Raw genomic sequence first — 14,702 nt, 5'->3', positions numbered from 1 at the left:
ATGACTGAGCACGCGGGAAAACCGATCAGGATTGCCGTCGCCGGCGCGAGCGGATACGCCGGTGGCGAAGTGCTGCGTCTGCTGCTGGGGCACCCGTCGTACGCGGACGGTTCGCTCGTCATCGGCGCGCTCACTGCCGGCGGCAATGCCGGATCGACTCTGGGCTCGCACCATCCGCACCTGCTTCCTCTCGCCGACCGAGTGCTCGAGGACACCACCGTCGAGACGCTCGCCGGCCACGACGTGGTGTTTCTCGGTCTGCCGCACGGCAATTCGGCGCAGTACGCGAAGGCGCTGCCCGAGTCCACGGTCATCATCGACTGCGGCGCCGACTTCCGGCTGACGAACGCCGAGGACTGGGAGCGGTACTACAAGAGCCCGCACGCAGGTAGCTGGCCGTACGGACTTCCGGAACTGCCGGGTGCCCGCGAGAAACTCGTCGGCGCCACACGCATCGCCGTCCCCGGGTGCTTCCCGACGGTGTCGAGTCTGGCGATGGCCCCCGCGGTCGCGGCGGGTGTCGTCGAACCGCGAGTCACGATCGTCGCCGTCACCGGTGCCTCCGGCGCGGGCCGCGCACCCAAGGCCGATCTGCTCGGCTCGGAGGTGATGGGTTCGGTCCGTGCCTACGGTGTCGGTGGCGTGCACCGCCACACCCCGGAGATCATCCAGAACCTTTCCGAACTCGCCGGTGAGCGCGTCACCGTGTCGTTCACCCCCGTGCTGGCGCCGATGCCGCGCGGCATCCTCGCCACGTGCACCGCGGCCACCACGGCGTCCGAGGACGAGGTGCGCGCGATCTACGAAAAGGCCTACGCGGACGAGCCGTTCGTGCACGTCCTGCCCCAGGGTGTGTTGCCGCAGACCGGTGCCGTCGTCGGATCGAACGCGGTCCAGATCGCCGTGACGGTCGACGCCGACGCCGGTCAGATCGTCGTGGTCGCGGTGATCGACAACCTTGCGAAGGGCACCGCCGGCGGAGCGGTGCAATCGATGAATCTTGCGCTTGGACTACCCGAGACCGCCGGTCTCTCGACAGTGGGAGTTGCCCCGTGAGCAGTGACAGCACGATCGATCCGCACCCGACCCGGGAGGTCGCCGGCGGCACGCTGGTCCGAACACAGGGAGTGTCGGGGCCCGCGGGGTTCCGCGCGGCCGGGATCAAGGCGGGTATCAAGGCGAGCGGCAACGCCGACCTGGCTCTCGTCGTCAACGAGGGACCCGAGCTCGCAGCGGCCGGCGTCTTCACCGCGAACAAGGTGAAGGCCGCCCCGGTGCTGTGGTCGCAGCAGGTGCTCACCACGGGCAGGCTGCGCGCCGTCGTGCTCAATTCCGGTGGGGCCAACGCGTGCACGGGTGCGGGCGGGTTCCAGGACGCGCACAAGACGGCCGAGGAAGTGGCGTCCGCGCTGAGCAACTGGGGAACCGAGACCGGCGCCGTCGAGGTCGCGGTGTGTTCCACGGGTCTGATCGGCGACCGCCTGCCGATGGACAAGGTTCTGGCCGGGGTCACGGAGGCCGTGCACGAACTCGCCGGGGGAATCTCGGGTGGCACCGACGCCGCGTACGCGATCATGACCACCGACACGGTGCCGAAGCAGGCCGCCCTGCACCATGCGGACAAGTGGAACGTGGGTGGTATGGCGAAGGGCGCAGGCATGCTGGCCCCCGCGCTGGCGACGATGCTGTGCGTGGTCACGACCGACGCCGTCGCGACCGCGGCGCAACTCGACGCCGCGCTGCGGGCGGCCACCCGGGTGACGTTCGATCGGCTGGACGTCGACGGTGCCACGTCGACCAACGACACGGTGCTGCTGCTGGCGTCCGGTGCGAGCAACGTGACACCGACCCAGGAAGAACTGAATGCGGCCGTGACGGCCGTTTGCGACGATCTGGCCGATCAGATGATGGCCGACGCGGAGGGCGTCACCAAGCGGGTGCGGATCACGGTCCGCGGCGCGGTCAGCGAGGAGGACGCCCTGATCGGCGCCCGGACGGTGGCGCGGGACAGCCTCGTCAAGACGGCGCTGTTCGGATCCGACCCCAATTGGGGCCGGGTGCTCGCCGCCATCGGCATCGCGCCGATCGAACTGGACCCCGACACGATCTCGGTGTCGTTCAACGGCGCTCCCGTCTGCATCGACGGCGTGGGCGCACCGGGTGCGCGGGACGTGGACCTGAGCGACATCGACATTTCCCTGGACATCGATCTCGGTCTGGGCGAGCACGCCGTGACCATCCGGACCACCGACCTGTCGCACGCGTATGTCGAAGAGAACTCGGCGTATTCGTCATGACAGCGATCAGCGAGGCACTCAGCGGCATCACCGATCACCAGAAGGCGCACGTCCTGGCGGAGGCTCTGCCGTGGCTGCAGCAGTTCCGTGACAAGGTCGTCGTCGTGAAGTACGGCGGCAACGCCATGGTCGACGACGCGCTGAAGACGGCGTTCGCGGCCGACATGGCGTTCCTGCGGACGGTCGGAATTCAGCCGGTCGTCGTGCACGGCGGCGGCCCCCAGATCAATGCCATGCTCGGAAAGCTCGGCATGACAGGCGAATTCAAGGGCGGGTTCCGCGTCACCACCCCCGAGGTGATGGACGTCGTCCGAATGGTGCTGTTCGGTCAGGTCGGCCGCGAACTGGTCGGACTGATCAACGCGCACGGACCGTATGCCGTCGGCATCTCCGGTGAGGACGCGCACCTGTTCACCGCCACCAAGCGCACCGTGATGGTCGAGGGCAAGCCGACCGACATCGGTCTCGTCGGCGACGTCACGACGGTGAACCCGGAGGCCGTCCTGGATCTGATCCGTGCGGGCCGAATTCCCGTGGTGTCCACCATCGCCCCCGACTCGGACGGTGTGGTGCACAACATCAACGCGGACACCGCCGCCGCCGCGCTCGCCGAGGCCATCGGCGCCGAGAAGCTCGTGGTCCTCACGGATGTCGAAGGGCTGTACACGAACTGGCCGGATCGCGATTCGCTGGCCACCGAGATCGACGTGGACGCGCTCGCGCAACTGCTGCCCAGCCTCGACGCCGGCATGGTGCCCAAGATGGAGGCCTGCCTGCGCGCGGTCCGCGGCGGTGTGCCCACCGCGCACGTCATCGACGGCCGTGTCGCCCATTCCGTTCTGCTCGAACTGTTCACCGGCGAGGGCATCGGCACGATGGTCACGCCCGGCCCTACTTCACCTACCGAGGGAGTTGCCTCATGACCGGAACCCCGGAGCTCCAGCAGCGCTGGTCCGGCGCTCTGATGAACACGTACGGCGTCCCCCGGGTGGCACTGACGCGTGGTCAGGGAGCGGTGCTGACCGACGCCGACGGCAAGGAGTACGTCGACTTCCTCGCCGGCATCGCCGTCAACATCCTCGGGCACGCGCACCCGGCGATCATCGAGGCCGTCACGATGCAGTTGTCGACCCTCGGGCACGTGTCGAACCTGTACGCCAGCGAGCCGGCGATCGAACTGGCCGAGAAGCTGCTCTCCCACCTGGGCGCCCCGGGACGTGTCTTCCTGTGCAATTCCGGCACCGAGGCCAACGAGGCGGCGTTCAAGCTCGCGCGCGCCACGGGACGATCGAAGATCATCGCCGCGGAGAACTCCTTCCACGGCCGCACGATGGGTGCGCTCGCGCTCACCGGCCAGGCCGCCAAGCGCGCGCCGTTCGAGCCGATGCCCCCGGGCGTCGAGCACGTGCCGTACGGCGATCTCGACGCACTCGACCGCGCCGTCGACGCCGACACCGCGGCCGTGTTCCTGGAGCCGATGATGGGCGAGGGCGGTGTCGTCGTTCCGCCCGAGGGATACCTCGCGGGCGCACGGCAGATCACCGCCGATCGCGGCGCCCTGCTCGTGCTCGACGAAGTGCAGACCGGGATCGGGCGCACGGGCTGGTTCTACGCACACCAGGCGGTCGGGATCGTGCCCGACGTCATGACCCTCGCGAAGGGACTCGGTGGCGGGATGCCGATCGGCGCATGCATCGCGACCGGCGCGACCGCGGACCTGTTCGGGCCGGGCAAGCACGGCACGACCTTCGGCGGGAACCCCGTCTGCGCGTCGGCGGCGCTCGCCGTGCTGCGGACGATCGCCGAAGACGACCTCATCTCCCGCGCCGACACGCTCGGCAAGTCGCTGTCAGCCGGCATCGAAGGTCTCGGGCATCCGCTGATCGACCACGTCCGCGGCGCCGGGCTGCTGCTCGGCATCGTCCTGACCCAGGACGTGGCCCCCGCCGTGGAGAACTCCGCGCGCGAGGCCGGATACCTGATCAACGCCGCACAACCGGGCGTCGTCCGGCTGGCTCCGCCCCTGGTCCTCACGGACGATCAAGCCGAAGGATTCGTCGCGGCGCTGCCCGCGATTCTCGACAACGCACAATCGGCCGCTCAGCCGGGAAAGCAGTGACGACCGTGGTGAAACACTTTCTCCGGGACGACGACCTCACCCCTGCGCAGCAGGCCGAGGTCCTCGAGCTCGCCGCCAGGCTGAAGAAGGCCCCGTTCGCCGAGCGCCCGCTCGAAGGCCCCCGTGGGGTCGGCGTGATCTTCGAGAAGAATTCGACGCGCACCCGGTTCTCGTTCGAGATGGGCATCGCGCAACTCGGCGGTCACGCGATCGTCGTCGACGGGCGCAGCACCCAACTCGGCCGCGAGGAGACGCTGCAGGACACGGGCCGCGTCCTGTCGCGGTACGTCGACGCCGTGGTGTGGCGCACGTTCGGGCAGAAGCGGCTCGAGGCGATGGCGTCCGGCGCCGACGTCCCGATCGTCAACGCGCTGTCCGACGAGTTCCACCCGTGCCAGGTCCTGGCCGATCTGCAGACCCTCGTGGAGCGGAAGGGTTCGCTGAAGGGGCTGAAGCTCACCTACCTCGGCGACGGCGCCAACAACATGGCGCACTCGCTGATGCTGGGCGGTGTGACCGCAGGTGTCGACGTGACCATCGCCAGCCCCGAGGGATTCGCGCCGCTGCCGTGGGTGGTCGAGGCGGCCCGGGCGCGGGCGGCCGAGACCGGCGCGACCATCACCCTCACCGGTGACCCGCAGACGGCGGTCGTCGGCGCGGACGCACTCGTCACCGATACCTGGACGTCGATGGGCCAGGAGAACGACGGGCTCGACCGCGTCGGCCCGTTCCGCCCGTTCCAGATCAACGAGGCGCTGCTCGCGAAGGCCGACGCCGACGCCGTGGTCCTGCACTGCCTGCCCGCCCACCGCGGGGAGGAGATCACCGACGAGGTCCTCGACGGACCGCAGAGCGTCGTCTGGGACGAGGCGGAGAACAGGCTGCACGCACAGAAGGCACTGCTCGTGTGGCTGCTCGCGCAGCGAACCGGGGACCGTCCGTGAGTGCGGCACCCCCGCAGAGTGCAGGTGCGGCTCAGCCGCAGCGCGCAGGTGCGGCACCGCCGCAGAGTGCACGTGCGGCTCAGCCGCAGAATGCACGTGCGGCTCAGCCGCAGCGCACCGCCAACGCGGCGACGGCACCCACACGGGCGGGACGGCAGGCGCGCATCGTCGCGATCCTGTCGAACAACCCGGTCCGCAGCCAGACCGAACTCGCGGCGCTGCTCGCCGCCGAGGGCATCGACGCCACCCAGGCCACGCTGTCGCGGGACCTCGAGGAACTTGGTGCCGTGAAGCTTCGCGCCGCAGACGGCGGCGCCGGGGTCTACGTGGTGCCCGAGGACGGAAATCCCGTCCGCGGCGTCTCCGGCGGAACCGACCGGCTGTCGCGGTTGCTGGGGGAGTTACTGGTGTCGACCGATGCCAGTGGCAACATGGCGGTGCTGCGAACTCCCCCGGGGGCAGCGCACTATCTGGCGAGTGCACTCGATCGGGCATCATTACCTGACGTCGTGGGAACCATCGCGGGGGATGACACCATTCTCGTGGTGGCACGGGAGCCGCTGAGCGGGGCGGAACTCGCGGCCAAGATCGAATCCCTCGCCTGACAACTGAATCATCTCTACAGATCTTCAACCTAAGGAGCACAAGGACCATGGCCGATCGCGTCGTACTCGCCTACTCGGGCGGGCTGGACACCTCAGTCGCCATCAGCTGGATCGGCAAGGAGACGGGCAAGGAAGTTGTTGCTGTCGCCATCGATCTCGGCCAGGGCGGCGAGGACATGGAGGTCGTGCGTCAGCGTGCACTCGACTGCGGTGCGGTCGAATCGGTCGTGGTGGATGCGCGCGACGAGTTCGCCGACGAATACTGCCTGCCGACCATCCAGGCCAACGCCCTCTACATGGACCGCTACCCGCTCGTGTCGGCCATCAGCCGCCCGCTGATCGTCAAGCACCTCGTCGAGGCCGCGCGTGCCCACGGCGGCACCACGGTCGCGCACGGCTGCACCGGCAAGGGCAACGACCAGGTCCGGTTCGAGGTCGGCTTCGGATCGCTCGCCCCCGACCTCGACGTCATCGCACCGGTCCGCGACTACGCGTGGACCCGTGAGAAGGCGATCGCGTTCGCCGAGGAGAACGAGATCCCGATCAACGTCTCCAAGAAGTCGCCGTTCTCGATCGACCAGAACGTGTGGGGCCGCGCCGTCGAGACCGGCTTCCTCGAGGACCTGTGGAACGCGCCCACCAAGGACGTCTACGACTACACGCAGGACCCGACCGTCAACTGGCAGGCCCCCGACGAGCTGATCATCAGCTTCGAGGCCGGCCGCCCCGTCGCGATCGACGGCAAGCCGGTCAGCGTCCTCGAAGCGATCCAGGAGCTCAACCGCCGCGCAGGCGCACAGGGCGTCGGCCGCCTCGACGTCGTCGAGGACCGTCTCGTCGGCATCAAGAGCCGTGAGATCTACGAGGCTCCCGGAGCCATGGTCCTCATCAACGCCCACCAGGAACTCGAGCACGTCACGCAGGAACGCGAGCTCGGCCGCTACAAGCGTCAGACCGAGCAGCGCTGGAGCGAGCTGGTGTACGACGGCCTCTGGTTCTCCCCGCTGAAGGTCGCGCTGGACACGTTCATCGAGAAGACGCAGGAACGCGTCTCCGGCGACATCCGGCTGGTGCTGCACGGCGGTGCGATCATCGTCAACGGCCGCCGCAGCAACGAGTCCCTGTACGACTTCAACCTGGCCACCTACGACGAGGGCGACACGTTCGACCAGTCCTACGCCAAGGGCTTCGTGCAGATCCACGGACTGTCCTCGAAGGTCGCGGCGAAGCGCGATCTGGGCCTCTAGGTATGAGTGCTCACGGCACCAACGAAGGAGCCCTCTGGGGCGGCCGGTTCGAGTCCGGACCGGCCGCCGCCATGGCGGCGCTGAGCAAGTCCACCCACTTCGACTGGGTGCTGGCCCCGTACGACGTGCGCGCGTCCCAGGCGCATGCCCGGGTGCTGCACAAGGCCGGCCTGCTCGGTGACGAGGACCTGGCGTCGATGCTCGACGGTCTCGGCAGGCTCGCGGCCGACGTCGCGAGCGGCGAGTTCGTCCCGAGCGAATCCGACGAGGACGTGCACGGGGCGCTCGAGCGCGGTCTGATCGATCGGGTCGGTCCCGAGGTCGGGGGGCGCCTGCGCGCCGGGCGTTCGCGCAACGATCAGGTGGCGACGCTGTTCCGGATGTGGCTGCGGGACGCGGTCCGCCGGGTGGCGGCGGGTGTCCTCGACGTCGTCGACGCCCTCGCGACGCAGGCCGCGGCGCACCCTTCCGCGGTGATGCCGGGCAAGACCCACCTGCAGGCCGCGCAGCCGGTGCTGCTCGCGCACCACCTGTTGGCGCACACACATCCGTTGCTTCGTGACGTTCAGCGGTTGCGGGACTTCGACGTGCGGGCGGCCGTGTCGCCGTACGGTTCCGGAGCGCTCGCCGGCTCGTCACTCGGGCTCGATCCCGAGGCGATCGCCGCGGAACTCGACTTCGATTCGTCGGCCGAGAACTCGATCGACGCCACGTCGTCGCGGGACTTCGCGGCCGAGGCGGCGTTCGTGCTCGCGATGATCGGCGTCGACCTGTCGCGGATGGCCGAGGAGGTCATCCTCTGGAGCACTCCGGAATTCGGCTACATCACGCTCGCCGACGCCTGGTCGACCGGCTCGTCGATCATGCCGCAGAAGAAGAACCCGGACGTGTCCGAGCTCACCCGCGGCAAGTCCGGGCGACTGATCGGCAACCTGACGGGTCTGCTGGCCACGCTGAAGGCGCAGCCGCTCGCGTACAACCGGGATCTGCAGGAGGACAAGGAGCCGGTCTTCGATTCGGTGGCGCAACTCGAGTTGCTGCTCCCGGCGATCACCGGACTGGTCTCCACTCTCGAATTCCACACGGACCGAATGGCGGAACTGGCACCGGCGGGATTCACGCTGGCCACCGACATCGCCGAGTGGCTCGTTCGTCAGGGCGTCCCGTTCCGGGTCGCGCACGAGGCGGCGGGGGCGTGTGTCCGCGTTGCCGAGGCGCGGGGCGTCGGACTCGAGGATCTCACCGACGACGAACTCGCCGGGGTCGATCCGGCGCTCACTCCGGACGTGCGGGAGGTACTCACCGTCGAGGGTTCGATCGCCTCGCGTAACGCCCGCGGCGGTACGGCCGGTATCCGTGTGGCCGAACAGTTGGGCGGGGTCCGTCAGCTGTCCGAGTCGCTGCGTGAGTGGTGTCGATGACGCCCGCGTCGAACGCCCCGGATTAGGGGCCGTGTGACGCGTCGAGCGCAGTAGGGTGAGGGCGGGCGGCAGTGAGACGTGCGTCACAGTTCGAGAGTCTGGGAGAGTGTTCGTGGGACTGAATACCGAAACGGTGATGGGCCCGATCCGTCGTGTGGTGGCGACGGCGCAGAACGGGTTGGAGGTAGTTCGCCTCGGCGGACTCGAGACGGACCTCACCACATCGCCGTTCGAGGTGGTCGAACGCGCACCGATGTATCGGCTCCGCAGGTATTTCCCCGACACCGATCCTGCCGACGCTCGGCCCCCGATCGTCCTGGTCCCGCCGATGATGATGTCGGCCGACGTCTACGACGTGACGCGGGATCAGGGCGCAGTCGGCATCTTGCACTCGATGGGAATCGACCCGTGGGTGGTCGACTTCGGATCGCCGGATTCCGAAGAGGGCGGGTGGGATCGGAATCTCGCCGACCACATCGTCGCGATCAGCGAGATCATCGACCAGGTGCGGGCGCACACCGGTCGCGACGTGTACCTGTCCGGATACTCGCAGGGTGGCATGTTCGCCTACCAGGCTGCCGCCTACCGCCGCAGTCGCAACATTGCCGGCCTCGTGACGTTCGGCAGTCCGGTCGACACGCTCGCCGGCCTGCCGTTCGGCATCCCGGCGGGGTTTGCCACCGACGCCGCCGGCTTCCTCGCCGACCACGTCTTCAACCGGCTCGCGGTGTCGGGATGGATGGCGCGCACCGGGTTTCAGCTCCTCGATCCCGTCAAGACGCTGAAGTCGAGGCTCGACTTCCTGCGTCAGTTGCACGACCGGGAAGCGTTGTTGCCGCGGGAGCAGCAGCGACGGTTCCTCGCGACCGAGGGCTGGGTGGCGTGGTCCGGTCCGGCCGTCGCGGAGTTGCTCAAGCAGTTCATCGTGCACAACCGCATGATGACCGGTGGGTTCGTGATCAAGGATCAGGTGGTGTCGCTCGCGGAGTTGACCTGCCCCATCCTCGCGTTCGTCGGGGAGGTCGATGACATCGGTCAGCCGTTGGCGGTCCGTGGTATCCGCCGGGCCGCCCCGCGGGCAAATGTGTACGAATCGACGTTGCGGGCAGGGCATTTCGGTCTCGTCGTCGGTTCGGCCGCGGCCACCCACACGTGGCCCACCACCGGGAAGTGGGTGCTGTGGAACGAGGGTCTCGGCCCGCGGCCCACCAACATCGAGCTCATGCGCTACGACGAACATTTCGGCAGCGAGTCCGGAGTCTCCATCAGCGACCGCATCATTCACACCGTGGCGTCGGTCGCCGAGGTCGGTGTCGGTGTCGGTAAGGGAATCAGCGATTTCGCTTCGGGAGCGTTGCGCGGGACGGTGGAGCTGTCCGGCGAGGCCACCCGGGCGCTGCCGCGGCTGGCCCGGCTCGGTCAGATCCAGCCTCACACCCAGATCTCGCTCAGCCGGTTGCTGGCCGAACAGGCCCGGAAGGCGCCCGGCGGCGAGTGCTTCCTCTTCGACAATCGCGTCCACACTTACCAGGCGGTCAATCAGCGGATCGACAACGTGGTGCGCGGCCTGATCCAGGCCGGTGTCCGTCCCGCCGCTCACGTCGGCGTCGTGATGCAGACGCGCCCGAGTGCGCTCGCCACCATCGCGGCGCTGTCCCGTCTCGGTGCCGTGGCTGTTCTGCTTCCCCCGGGCCGGGAGGTGCACACCGCCATCCGCATCGACGGTGTCGAACGCATCGTCACCGACCCGGAGAATCTCGACGCGGCGATCGCGACCGGGATGCAGGTCCTGGTCCTCGGCGGCGGCGACCAGCGTGACCTCGACGTGGATCCGTCGGCGAACGTCGTGGACCTCGAGAAGATCGACCCTGCCGCCGTGATGCTGCCGGGCTGGTACCGGCCCGATCCCGGCCTGGCCCGTGAACTGGCCTTCATCATCTGCAGTGAGTCCAACGGCCACTGGGAGACCAAGCAGATCACCAACTACCGGTGGGCGCTGTCGGCGTTCGGAACGGCTTCGGCCGCCGATCTCGACCGCGGCGACACCGTATATTGCCTTGCACCCCTGCATCATTCGTCGAGTCTGCTGGCTGCGATCGGTGGTGCCGTGGCAGGTGGTTCGCGGATCGCGCTTTCGCGCGGAGTCGATCCCGAGCGGTTCGCCGAGGAAGTTCACCGCTACGGGGTGACCGTGGTCAGCTACACGTGGACGATGATGCGCGAGATTCTCGACGCCGAGAACCTCGCGCTCGACGGCAGTCACCCCGTCCGGCTCTTCATCGGATCCGGAATGCCGCAGGGATTGTGGCGTCGCACCACAGAGCGGTTCGCCCCGGCGAAGGTCCTCGAGTTCTACGCCTCCACGGAGGGCGACGTGGTTCTCGCGAACGTCGCCGGCGCGAAGGTCGGGTCGAAGGGGCGCCCCCTCCCGGGGAGCGCGGAGGTCCGGCTCGCGGCCTACGACCCGATCGCCGGACGGCTGCTGGAGGACGAGCAGGGATTCATCCGGGAATGCCAGGACGACGAGGTCGGTCTGCTCCTCGGCCGGGCGGGCGTGAACGCCGAGATGTCCGGCGGCGCGATGCGGGGAATCTTCGCCGCGGGCGACGCCTGGATTCCGACGGAGAACCTCTTCCGCCGAGACGCGGACGGGGACTACTGGCTGGTCGACCACCGCAAGACCGTGATCGCGACTCCGAGAGGGGCCGTGTTCACCCAGCCGATCGTCGACGCGCTCGTGTCCGTCGATCGGGTCGACCTCGCGGTTGCCTACGGGGTGGAGGTCGGCGGCAGGACACTGGCCGTTGCCGCGTTCACTCTCCGCGACGGGCGGGCGCCGAGGCTGGCGGAGATCTCCGAGGCTTTCGAGATGCTTCCTCCCGCGTTGCGGCCCGACATCATCCAGGTGGTGGGGGACATCCCGCTGGGGTCCTCGTACCGTCCGAATGCAGACGCGCTGAGCGCAGCCGGACTGCCCAAGCCGGGAACCCGTGTGTGGTACGTCGATCCGGAATCGCAGCAGTACAAGCGACTGACGAAGGCAGTGGCCGCGGAGTTTCAGAACGGCTCAGCCGGGGTGCCCGCCGGTGCGCGGTAACCTGACACTGCTCACCCGAACGGTTGGAGAGGACTTCCGTGGTTATTGATCCGACGTTGCTCGGCATTCTCGCGTGCCCACAGGACAAGGGTCCTCTGCTGTTGGTCGGCGACGAGCTGCTCTACAACCCTCGCCTGCGGCGGGCGTATCCCATCGAGAACGGGATTCCCGTCCTCCTCATCGACGAGGCCCGGGACGTCGGCGCGGACGAGCACGAGACGCTGCTCGCGCGGGCTGCCGGCGAGGCCTGATCACGGCAGAGCGCCGGTGAGGTAGCGCTGCAACGTCGGCCCGACGATCGCGACCAGGTCGTCGACGGGCAGCGATGCCAGTGGCTCGAATTCGAGGATGTAGCGCGTCACCAGAACCCCGGCCATCTGGGATGCCACCAGCTGCATGCGCAGCATCCCGGTTCCCGGCGGTTCGTCGACGCGCGGTCCGAGGTCTCGGAGCACGACCTCCAGCAGGAACGTGCGAATCAGGTTGGGTTCGTTCCCCGCCATCGCGGATCGGAACGCCGCGACCACGGCGGGCTTGTGCGGCGACTCCCAGACGGAGAAGACGGCCCGGGCGAGGTGACTACCGACCTCGCCCGTCGGGATGTCCAGCACCGGGGCGATCACCTGCGTCGGATCCACGGGAATGTCCACCGAGGCGAGGAACAGTTCTCGCTTGGTTCCGAAGTAATGGTGGATCAGGGCGGAGTCGACGCCGGCCCCGGTGGCCACGGAACGCACGCTGGTCTTGTCGAAGCCGTTCTGTGCAAACAGTTTCCGTGCGGCCGCCAGGATTCGTGACCGTGTGTCCGGGTTGCCCGGGCGGCGTCCCGTGCGCAGCCCGGGGGTGGGATCTGCGCGCGTCACGGGGCCGGTCATGGTGTGCGACGCCTCAGGGTCGCGGCGCCCAGCGACAGTGCGAGAAGCGCGAAGGCGGCGACCACAGCCAGGTCTCGCCACATGACGCCCGTCGCGCCGGGATGGGTGGCGACCTGCTGCAGCGCGTCGACCGCGTAGCTCAGCGGGAGGACGTTGCTGATCCACTCGAGCCACGTGGGGAGCTGATCTCGCGGTACGAGCAGCCCGCACAGGAAGAGTTGGGGCACCACGACCACCGGCATGAACTGCACCGCCTGGAACTCGGTGCGCGCGAAGGCGCTGCACAATAGGCCGAGGGCGACGCCGAGTATCGCGTTCAGCACGGCGATCAGCAGCACCCACGTCACGCTGCCCTCGGTGGTGAGGCCGAGGAAACCGAACGAGACGATACAGGCCAGCGCCGCCTGCGCAGCAGCGGCCGTGGAGAACGCGGCAGCGTATCCGCCGAGCAGGTCGAGTTTGCCCATCGGGGTCGTGAGCAGGCGTTCGAGTGTTCCCGACGTGCGTTCGCGCTGCATCGCGATCGACGTGACGAGGAACATCACGACGAACGGCAGGATGCCGAGCATCGTGATCGCGACGCGCTCGAACAGCGACTGCTGGCCGGGTGGCGCCGGAACGTTCTGATACAGGAAGTACAGCAGCACCATCAGCAGACTGGGTACCACCAGAATCATGGCGACGGTGCGGTGATCCGTTCGCAGTTGCGCGAGGATCCGGCCCGCAGTGGCCGCGAAGATCGTGACGTTCATCAGTTCTCGCTCCCGACATGTGATGCGCGAATGAGGTTCAGGAAGGCGTCTTCGAGGCTCGTCTCACCGGTCCGCTCCCGCAGTTCGCCGGGAGAGACCTGCGCGAGAAGGTAGCCGTCGCGCATGAGGAGCAGCGAAGCGCAATGTTCGGCCTCGTCCATGACGTGGCTCGACACGAGAAGGGTGGTGCCGGCGTCGGCGAGAGCGTCGAACCGTTCCCACAGTTCGACGCGCAGGAGTGGGTCCAGGCCGACGGTCGGCTCGTCGAGCACGAGGATCTCGGGACGCGCGACCAGGGCGCACGCGAGGCTGACCCGTCCCAACTGTCCTCCCGACAGATCCGCCGCCTTCTGGGCCGCGAAGCGCGTCAGTCCCACCGCGTCGATGGCGTCGGTGACCGCGTTCGACGGCTGACCGTAGAGCGCGGCGAAGTAGGCGACGTTCTTCTTGACCGAGAGGTCGGCGTACACGCTGGGGGACTGGGTGACGTATCCGACGCGGCTCCGCAACGAGACCGAGCCCGCGGGGGAACCCAGCACCGTGACCGTCCCCGATTCCACGATCTGAGTGCCGACCACGCACCGCATCAGTGTGGTCTTTCCGCAACCGGAGGGTCCGAGGAGGCCGGTGATGGAACCGCTCGGCACCTGGACGTCGATGCCGTGCAGCACTTCGTTCTTGCCTCTGCGCACGTGCAGATCTCTGATGTCGATCGCCGGGCTGCCAGTCATGGCGGGCCTCAATTCATCACAGGGTGAATTCATTGCTTGATGAATTATGCGACCGCAGGGGTGGCGGCGTCAACGGTTGTGGAGAATCGGGACGTGACCATCGAACGACTTCACCGGGCCGAACCCGTCGACGCCGCGCGAATCGTCCTCGGATCCACGCTGGTCGTCGGAGACGTCCGCATCCGCATCGTCGAAGTGGAGGCGTACGGCGGGGAGAAGGACGGCCCGTGGCCCGACCCGGCATCGCACTCGTACCGGGGGAGGACGCCGCGCAACGAGGTGATGTTCGGACCGGCCGGGCACCTGTACGTCTACCGCAGTTATGGGATGCACTTCTGCATGAACGTGTCGTACGGGCCGGTCGGAGTCGCGGGCGGGGTGCTTCTCCGGGCGGGCGAAGTGCTCGACGGTTGCGCGACGGTCCAGGCGCGCAGGCCCCGCGTCACGCGACCCGCGGAGTGGGCGCGCGGTCCCGGCAACCTGGGGTCCGCGACCGGCGTGACCCTCGCGGAGAACGGTGCGGCGCTGTTCGAGTCCGATTCGCCGGTTCGACTGGAGGTCGCGGAGTCGGACGGCTGGGTGAGTGGCCCCCGGGTCGGTGTCAGCACGGCCGC

Annotated in this window: 14 protein-coding genes (1 of these 14 running past the window's edge); 11 read left to right on the top strand and 3 right to left on the bottom strand. The window is 68.4% G+C overall.

Annotated elements, in window-relative coordinates:
* From argC to RHA1_RS04540, 10 genes are all read left to right on the top strand, one after another.
* Entirely contained in the window at positions 1-1,056 is a 1,056-nt protein-coding gene (gene argC, locus RHA1_RS04585; RefSeq protein WP_011594143.1) for an N-acetyl-gamma-glutamyl-phosphate reductase, read from the top strand.
* Positions 1,053-2,297 (top strand): bifunctional glutamate N-acetyltransferase/amino-acid acetyltransferase ArgJ, encoded by a 1,245-nt coding sequence (gene argJ, locus RHA1_RS04580; RefSeq protein WP_009473619.1) that lies wholly within the window; start codon positions 1,053-1,055, stop codon positions 2,295-2,297. The genes argC and argJ overlap by 4 nt, the downstream gene beginning before the upstream one ends.
* Complete coding sequence (argB, locus tag RHA1_RS04575; protein ID WP_009473618.1) at positions 2,294-3,220, top strand: acetylglutamate kinase; 927 nt, start codon at positions 2,294-2,296, stop codon at positions 3,218-3,220. Before argJ ends, argB begins: the two co-directional genes overlap by 4 nt.
* Positions 3,217-4,416 carry an acetylornithine transaminase gene (locus tag RHA1_RS04570; RefSeq protein WP_009473617.1) on the top strand — a complete coding sequence of 400 codons (1,200 nt, stop codon included), beginning with the start codon at positions 3,217-3,219 and terminating at the stop codon, positions 4,414-4,416. The genes argB and RHA1_RS04570 overlap by 4 nt, the downstream gene beginning before the upstream one ends.
* A complete protein-coding gene (argF, locus tag RHA1_RS04565; protein WP_009473616.1) occupies positions 4,413-5,360 on the top strand; it encodes an ornithine carbamoyltransferase in 948 nt (315 codons plus the stop codon). Before RHA1_RS04570 ends, argF begins: the two co-directional genes overlap by 4 nt.
* Positions 5,357-5,965, top strand: coding sequence for an arginine repressor (locus RHA1_RS04560; protein ID WP_011594142.1), 609 nt, complete (start codon positions 5,357-5,359; stop codon positions 5,963-5,965). Before argF ends, RHA1_RS04560 begins: the two co-directional genes overlap by 4 nt.
* 47 nt (positions 5,966-6,012) lie before the next feature.
* The gene (locus RHA1_RS04555) at positions 6,013-7,212 is read left to right on the top strand and encodes an argininosuccinate synthase (RefSeq protein WP_009473614.1); all 1,200 of its coding nucleotides are present in this window, start codon (positions 6,013-6,015) and stop codon (positions 7,210-7,212) included.
* A gap of 2 nt (positions 7,213-7,214) precedes the next feature.
* The gene (gene argH, locus RHA1_RS04550) at positions 7,215-8,633 is read left to right on the top strand and encodes an argininosuccinate lyase (protein WP_011594141.1); all 1,419 of its coding nucleotides are present in this window, start codon (positions 7,215-7,217) and stop codon (positions 8,631-8,633) included.
* Between the two features lie 106 nt (positions 8,634-8,739).
* Positions 8,740-11,730: an acyl-CoA synthetase gene (locus RHA1_RS04545; protein WP_081437409.1), complete on the top strand. Its 2,991-nt coding sequence runs from the start codon at positions 8,740-8,742 to the stop codon at positions 11,728-11,730.
* 38 nt (positions 11,731-11,768) lie between these two features.
* Positions 11,769-11,981, top strand: coding sequence for a Trm112 family protein (locus tag RHA1_RS04540; protein WP_005247353.1), 213 nt, complete (start codon positions 11,769-11,771; stop codon positions 11,979-11,981).
* Here RHA1_RS04540 and RHA1_RS04535 read toward each other — a convergent pair whose 3' ends face one another.
* From RHA1_RS04535 to RHA1_RS04525, 3 genes are read right to left on the bottom strand one after another with little or no spacing between them, the layout of a single operon-like run.
* On the bottom strand, positions 11,982-12,605 hold the full coding sequence (locus RHA1_RS04535) for a TetR/AcrR family transcriptional regulator (protein WP_011594139.1): 624 nt from the start codon (positions 12,603-12,605) through the stop codon (positions 11,982-11,984).
* A complete protein-coding gene (locus RHA1_RS04530; RefSeq protein ID WP_011594138.1) occupies positions 12,602-13,357 on the bottom strand; it encodes an ABC transporter permease in 756 nt (251 codons plus the stop codon). Before RHA1_RS04530 ends, RHA1_RS04535 begins: the two co-directional genes overlap by 4 nt.
* Positions 13,357-14,088 carry an ABC transporter ATP-binding protein gene (locus RHA1_RS04525; RefSeq protein WP_009473609.1) on the bottom strand — a complete coding sequence of 244 codons (732 nt, stop codon included), beginning with the start codon at positions 14,086-14,088 and terminating at the stop codon, positions 13,357-13,359. The genes RHA1_RS04530 and RHA1_RS04525 overlap by 1 nt, the downstream gene beginning before the upstream one ends.
* Before the next feature lie 39 nt (positions 14,089-14,127).
* On the opposite strand from RHA1_RS04525, the gene RHA1_RS04520 reads away from it, so the two are divergent.
* A protein-coding gene (locus RHA1_RS04520; protein ID WP_011594137.1) for a DNA-3-methyladenine glycosylase crosses the window boundary here: on the top strand, positions 14,128-14,702 show its 5' portion. 97 nt of this gene lie beyond the right edge of the window; the window shows 575 of its 672 coding nt (coding positions 1-575); the start codon lies at positions 14,128-14,130; its stop codon lies off the right edge, out of view.

Source organism: Rhodococcus jostii RHA1 (assembly GCF_000014565.1).
Taxonomy (GTDB): domain Bacteria; phylum Actinomycetota; class Actinomycetes; order Mycobacteriales; family Mycobacteriaceae; genus Rhodococcus_F; species Rhodococcus_F jostii_A.
Note: the sequence above shows the minus strand (reverse complement) of the source record. Positions and strands in the feature narration are given on the sequence as shown.